This is a genomic window from Wolbachia endosymbiont of Madathamugadia hiepei (assembly GCF_013366855.1).
GTDB lineage: Bacteria > Pseudomonadota > Alphaproteobacteria > Rickettsiales > Anaplasmataceae > Wolbachia.
The window spans coordinates 1-6003 of sequence record NZ_WQMP01000059.1 but is presented as its reverse complement, the minus strand read 5'-3'; the positions used below and the strand labels follow the sequence as shown (position 1 = coordinate 6003).

Below are 6003 nucleotides of genomic sequence, written 5' to 3'. Positions count from 1 at the left end.
TGACAAGACTGCTGAGGTTTTTATGGGTTTTTTAAACTTCGTTGGTTCTCTCATATGGCTTCTCTAAAATTTTGTTCACAGAGACTAGTGAGCTGTTTAACTGGCATATAACCGCTTCTTTTAAATTACGACCATTGGTTAGCAATTTAGTGTCTGTTATAGATATTTCGTTATCGGATTTGATGCTAACACAGTTTCTATTGATACAGTTGATGTGGATAGTACCTTGACTTTGAGGTATTAACTCATGGGGAAGAAGTGCAGGAGCAAGGACGTTTATTACTAGCCCTCCACCATAGTAAGAAGACTGATTACAATTAGTAACTAGCTCTTCTAAAATAGGATCACTTGGAACTTCTGCTTCAGCGTATTTAAACATTTCCTTAAAAATTTCTTTTGCAATTGGGCGGTAATTTTTGCTTTCATGTACTTTTGCTTTTAATAAATGAACTTGCTCTTCGCTGCTGTAAAACTTTTTCCCATATGCATTAGTTTCTTTATCAGTTAGACTTTGCTTGAGTTCTCTCCATGAATGTTGCTTCCAAGCTCTTTCTATCAACGTGTGAATTGAAGTTTTTTCTATAATTTTTTTGTTGATAACAAAATTCATTCTGTGAAAATCGCCGTGCATAGTTTCGCCGGAGTTTGCTCCTTTGTTATCTTCTGCAGCTCTTAGTTTGCTGAAGTCACACTTTTCAGCTTGGGCTTTCCATGTAACTATTGGATTTCCTTTTGCCTCTGCCATAGTATTACTCTCCATTGACACAATTATATCATATAATCTGATAACGATGCCTGCTGTATAGACTAAGATTTTTCTTTGGTTTAATATAGATGTACGGTAAAAGAAATCTATGACGAAAGAATCACTAGTTAAAACTGATATAGCGCAGGTTGAAGATAAGAAAGCAGTAAGTGGCTTTTTTAAGATATTTGGTGGAGTTGCAGATGCTGTAAGATCGTGGGTTGGCAATATTGGCCCTGATTTAAGCAGTAGCCGCGATATCGATAGCTTAGTCTTGAAGATGAACGAGTGCTTAAACCCAAAGGGAGGGGAGGTTTCAGCACGTAAGAACACCGTATCTCTTGGTAATCTGTATTTAAGTTTATCGGAGAAGGGTAAAATAAAATTTCTGCAAACCCTGGCAGAAAAATTTAGTCTAAATAAAGCGGAAATAGATGAAAGAATAAAAGAATATAGAGAAAATCAGAATCCCGAGTTAAACTATAAATTTGAACAGGATTTGGTAAAAGTCCTTGAATCACCACGTTCTAAAATATTGAAGCAATTTATTTCTTTGCCGGAAGGCCTTAAGTTTATTGTCGATATGCGTTCTGACGTGCTTAAGTTAAGGAACCAATATAAAGAGCTCAATCGACTAGAAAGTGAATTGAAAAGCATACTTCTCTCCTGGGTTGACGTTGATCTACTCGATCTTCGTCAAATTACCTGGGATTCACCTGCATCGTTGTTAGAAAAACTTATAAAATATGAAGCTGTGCATAAAATTTCTTCTTGGGGTGACTTAAAAAACAGGCTGGATTCTGATCGTCTATGTTTTGCCTTTTTTCATTACAAAATACCAAACGAGCCTCTAATTTTTGTAGAAGTTGCATTGATGGATGGAATTGCAGATAGCATTCAACATCTCTTAGATGAGTCGGTACCTTCAAGTGATCCAAGTAGTGCAAGCACTGCCATATTCTATTCAATATCAAATACCCAAGCAGGTTTGTCTGGAATCAGCCTGGGTAATTTTTTGATCAAAAGGGTTGTAGAAAAGCTGTCGCAGGAGTTTAAGAGTATAAAAATATACGCAACTTTTTCCCCAATACCTGGCTTTACGAAATGGCTGAAAGAAAGTTTAAGCCGAGATATTACTTTATTGAGCAAACTGAATATAAAGCAATCTAGTGCAGAAATTTTAGAAAGCATAGAGCAGTTAAAAACTAACGTTGAATGCGAAAAACAATACTTGCTGAAGCTCTGTGCACATTACTTGCTGAAGGTTAAAAACAGTAACGGCGTTGCTTATGATCCGGTAGCACATTTTCATTTAAGCAATGGTGCATCAATAAAACAACTAAACTGGATGGCAGATGTTTCTGAAAATGGAATTAGTCAGTCGGCTGGAATGATGGTGAATTACCTATATGAATTGTCTAAAATAGATAATAATCATGAGAGCTATATGGTTAATAAGGTGGTTTCTCACTCGAAGCAGGTGTCGTCTATGTTGAAGGGAAAGTAAATAATTGCCCTTATGGCACTTCAAATGTAAAATAGTTCTACTTAAATATGTAGAATAGCCATCAATGGATAATATAAGAAATTTTGCAATAATAGCACATATAGATCACGGAAAGTCAACGCTTGCCGATCGTTTAATAGAAGAATGTAATGGTCTTGAGGCAAGGGAAATGACCAATCAAGTGCTCGATTCAATGGAGATAGAACGCGAACGTGGAATTACAATCAAAGCACAGACGGTAAGACTCAACTACACTGCAAATGATGGAAATCAATATTGCTTGAACCTTATGGATACTCCAGGTCATGTTGACTTTTCGTATGAAGTGAGTCGAAGCTTGGCTGCGTGCGAAAGTTCACTTTTGGTGGTAGATAGCAGCCAGGGAGTTGAAGCTCAAACTCTTGCGAATGTGTACAAAGCTGTTAACAATAATCATGAGATAATAGTTGTGCTCAATAAAGTTGATCTCCCTGCTGCAGATCCAGAAAGGGTAAAACTTCAGGTTGAGGAAGTAATTGGTATTGACGCAAGTGAGTCAGTTTTAATATCGGCAAAAACTGGACTTGGAATAAGGGATGTACTGGAAGCAATAGTGACGAAACTTCCAGCTCCACAGGGTGATGCAAACGCTTCACTGCAGGCAATTTTAGTTGATAGTTGGTATGATCCTTATTTGGGAGTAGTAATTTTAGTGCGAGTTAAAAATGGAGTGCTAAAAAAAGGCATGAAGATTGTTATGATGTCCAACAATGCCACATACCAGGTGGATAATATCGGTATTTTTACTCCTAAAAAGGTAATGACTGGTGAACTTTCAGCAGGTGAAGTTGGTTTTATAACTGCTTCAATGAAAGAAGTGGCAGACTGTAGGGTAGGGGACACCATCACTGAGGAAAAGAGGCCTTGCAGTGAAGCACTGCCTGGATTTAAAGAAGTGCACCCTGTGGTATTCTGTAGCATTTTTCCCAACAAAACAGATGACTTTAAATATTTAAGAGAGGCGCTGGAGAAATTACACTTAAATGATGCTAGCTTTACCTTTGAGGCTGAAACGTCAAATGCGTTTGGCTATGGATTCCGTTGCGGTTTTTTGGGAATGTTACACCTTGAGGTTATTCAAGGAAGGCTTGAGAGAGAGTTTGATTTAGACCTAACAGCAACCGCGCCGAGTGTTATATATAGAGTTACAACACGAAATGGCGAAATTCTGAATATTCATAATCCAAGTGATATGCCAGATCCTACAAAGGTTGAGATGGTGGAAGAGCCGTGGATTACTGCAACTATAATGGTGCCTGATCAATATTTAGGAGAAATGCTATCTCTGTGTGAAGAAAGGAGGGGAGAGCAAAAAGATTTATCTTATGTTGGTAGCACAACAACAGCACTGATGAAGTATAAGTTACCGCTATCTGAGGTTGTTTTTGATTTTTACGATAGGCTAAAATCGATTTCTAAGGGATACGCAAGTTTGGATTGGGAAATTTCCGATTATCGAGAAAGTCAAATAGATAAATTGAGCTTTTTAGTTAATGGAGAGCCTGTAGATGCATTGGCATGCATTGTTCACAAAAGTAGGGCAGAAAGAAGGGGACGTGAGATATGTGCGCGTTTGAAGGATTTGATACCACGTCAGCAATATAAGATTGCAATTCAAGCAGCAGTGGGTAGCAAAATTATTGCCAGGGAAACGATTAATCCATACAGAAAGGATGTGACAGCTAAACTCTATGGTGGAGATGTAACGCGAAGAATGAAGCTTTTAGAAAAACAAAAAAAAGGTAAGAAAAGATTGCATTCTATAGGAAATGTCAATATTCCGCATAATGCTTTTATTCAAGCTTTGAAGATAAATGACTAGTAGTTCATGACACACTCTTGGTAGGCTAGAGTCATAATGTTCGTACAGTTATACAACTTATTCAAGAGATTTGCTCAATGGTAAAATTTGTCCTGATACGCTACAATCTTCAGAAGCTAACTCCACGAATTTGTCTGTTAGTTTATCAGGCAGCACTAGTTCAGGCGTATCCTTTCCAGGAAACGCTTGCTTGTACATTTCGCTGTCAACAGGTCCTTCTGGATATACAGCATTCACGCACAGCTTTGTATGTTTTGTCTCAGATGCATATATCTTTACCATGATTTCTAGTGCAGCTTTACTTGCAGCATAAGGTACCCAATACGGATAAGAAGAAGGAGAAAGTGTTACTTCTGAGGTCATGAATATCACTCTTCCAGAATTAGATTTTTTCAGCATTGGATCCAAGTTTTTTAGCAAGTACCAATTGGCAGTGAAATTTGTATTCATTACATTCTGCAACTCCTCAAGCTCACAATCATGAACAGGATTCAATTTACCTAAAATTCCAGTACACGCAACTAATATATCAAGTGCCCCAGACTCTGATAATTTTAGGCTTTCTATCATGTTTGTTAGTATCTTTACGTTTTCAAAGTCCAAAAGATCAAGTTGAATTAGCTTAACAGGGCCTTCTTTGAATTCTTCAAATTCCTCAATTTCATTGTACAGTGGCTTGAGATGATCAATAGACCTTGAAATTAAAATTACACACGCACCTTCCTTTACAAACCTTTTTGCAACAGCAGACCCAATTCCACCTGAAGCCCCGGTAATTAAAGCTATTTTGCCTTCTAACTTACCCATTCTTTCTCCTTAGCGAGACTCATTAAAACATTTTAGCTGGAAATTAAACTTTGCTCCATATATAAAAATTAAACTCACTATATAGAAAAATAGTAATGACACTACCACACCACCTAAACTTCCGTATATTAAGTCCAATTGGCCAAAGGAAGCTTTTAAGTATTGTTTGAAAGCTGAAGCAGAAGCTGTCCAGAGCATAACGGCTACACAAGATCCAGGAAATACATCTGACATATTTTGTTTTACGCTGGGTAGCATAAAGTATAGCCAGGAGACCACTATAAAGAGTACAAATTCGATGAGGAGATATTTAGTATAACTTAGTCCATGATAGGAAAAATCAATCAGCATTGGCACTAATGTAGAGAACACTATAGTCAGAGTTATAATAAGCGTAATTACCAAAAATTGCAATATACTGAGCACCCTTCTCAATATATAAGGTGGCGAAACTGGAACTTTGTAGGCTTTATTCAATATTGTTCTCAGCCCTTCAATCGTTGACGAGGCTGTCCAAACAGCACCCACAATTGCCAAAGTCAATAAACTCTGTGGCGGACCAGATATTATCTCCCTAATACGCGGCATTAAGGATGCTAAAATGTCCTGTGGCATGTGATCAATTATAAACGCCCAGCCGATGTTATATTGGTCTAAGAAATTTGCAAATGTTGATGCTAAAGCTATTAAAACGATGAGAAAAGGGAATATTGACAACAGGATTAAAAATGATAAATATCCAGCATGCTCCATTCCGTCATTATAAATTGTGTCAATCAAAGCACGGTAAAGACAGTAAATAATGCTGTAAAACTTCTGTAGTAACTTATTCACTATATATAAACAAACCAAGTAAGATATTCTAAATGAAATAAAATATATTTTTAAGCAAAATCTCCCAATGATACTGAGAATTGTCATATCTTTTGCTGCTCTAAGCACTCTTTTTAAACAACACAAGATTTATGTCACTCTAATGCGTAACACTGGCCTAGTCTCTGTGAACAAAATTTTAGAGAAGCCATATGAGAGAACCAACGAAGTTTAAAAAACCCATAAAAACCTCAGCAGTCTTGTCAAATC

6 protein-coding genes are annotated in these 6003 nt (G+C 37.1%); 3 read left to right on the top strand and 3 right to left on the bottom strand.

Annotated features, from left to right (window positions below; all coding sequences use genetic code 11):
• Positions 1 to 31 precede the first annotated feature (31 nt).
• Positions 32 to 745: a hypothetical protein gene (locus GO685_RS02960; protein WP_175937514.1), complete on the bottom strand. Its 714-nt coding sequence runs from the start codon at positions 743 to 745 to the stop codon at positions 32 to 34.
• 109 nt (positions 746 to 854) lie between these two features.
• Here GO685_RS02960 and GO685_RS02955 point away from each other — a divergent pair, with 109 nt between their 5' ends.
• Together GO685_RS02955 and lepA are read left to right on the top strand one after the other, a co-directional pair.
• Positions 855 to 2252 carry a malonyl-CoA decarboxylase gene (locus GO685_RS02955; RefSeq protein ID WP_175937513.1) on the top strand — a complete coding sequence of 466 codons (1398 nt, stop codon included), beginning with the start codon at positions 855 to 857 and terminating at the stop codon, positions 2250 to 2252.
• 64 nt (positions 2253 to 2316) lie between these two features.
• Positions 2317 to 4113 carry a translation elongation factor 4 gene (gene lepA / locus GO685_RS02950; RefSeq protein WP_175937512.1) on the top strand — a complete coding sequence of 599 codons (1797 nt, stop codon included), beginning with the start codon at positions 2317 to 2319 and terminating at the stop codon, positions 4111 to 4113.
• Between the two features lie 57 nt (positions 4114 to 4170).
• Here lepA and GO685_RS02945 read toward each other — a convergent pair whose 3' ends face one another.
• Positions 4171 to 4920, bottom strand: a complete 750-nt coding sequence (locus GO685_RS02945; protein WP_175937511.1) for an SDR family oxidoreductase — start codon at positions 4918 to 4920, stop codon at positions 4171 to 4173.
• Positions 4921 to 4929: 9 nt separating this feature from the next.
• Positions 4930 to 5754 (bottom strand): YhjD/YihY/BrkB family envelope integrity protein, encoded by an 825-nt coding sequence (locus GO685_RS02940; protein WP_175937510.1) that lies wholly within the window; start codon positions 5752 to 5754, stop codon positions 4930 to 4932.
• A gap of 67 nt (positions 5755 to 5821) precedes the next feature.
• Between GO685_RS02940 and GO685_RS02935 the strand changes: the two genes are divergently transcribed.
• Positions 5822 to 5968, top strand: coding sequence for a hypothetical protein (locus GO685_RS02935; RefSeq protein WP_175937509.1), 147 nt, complete (start codon positions 5822 to 5824; stop codon positions 5966 to 5968).
• Positions 5969 to 6003 lie beyond the last annotated feature (35 nt).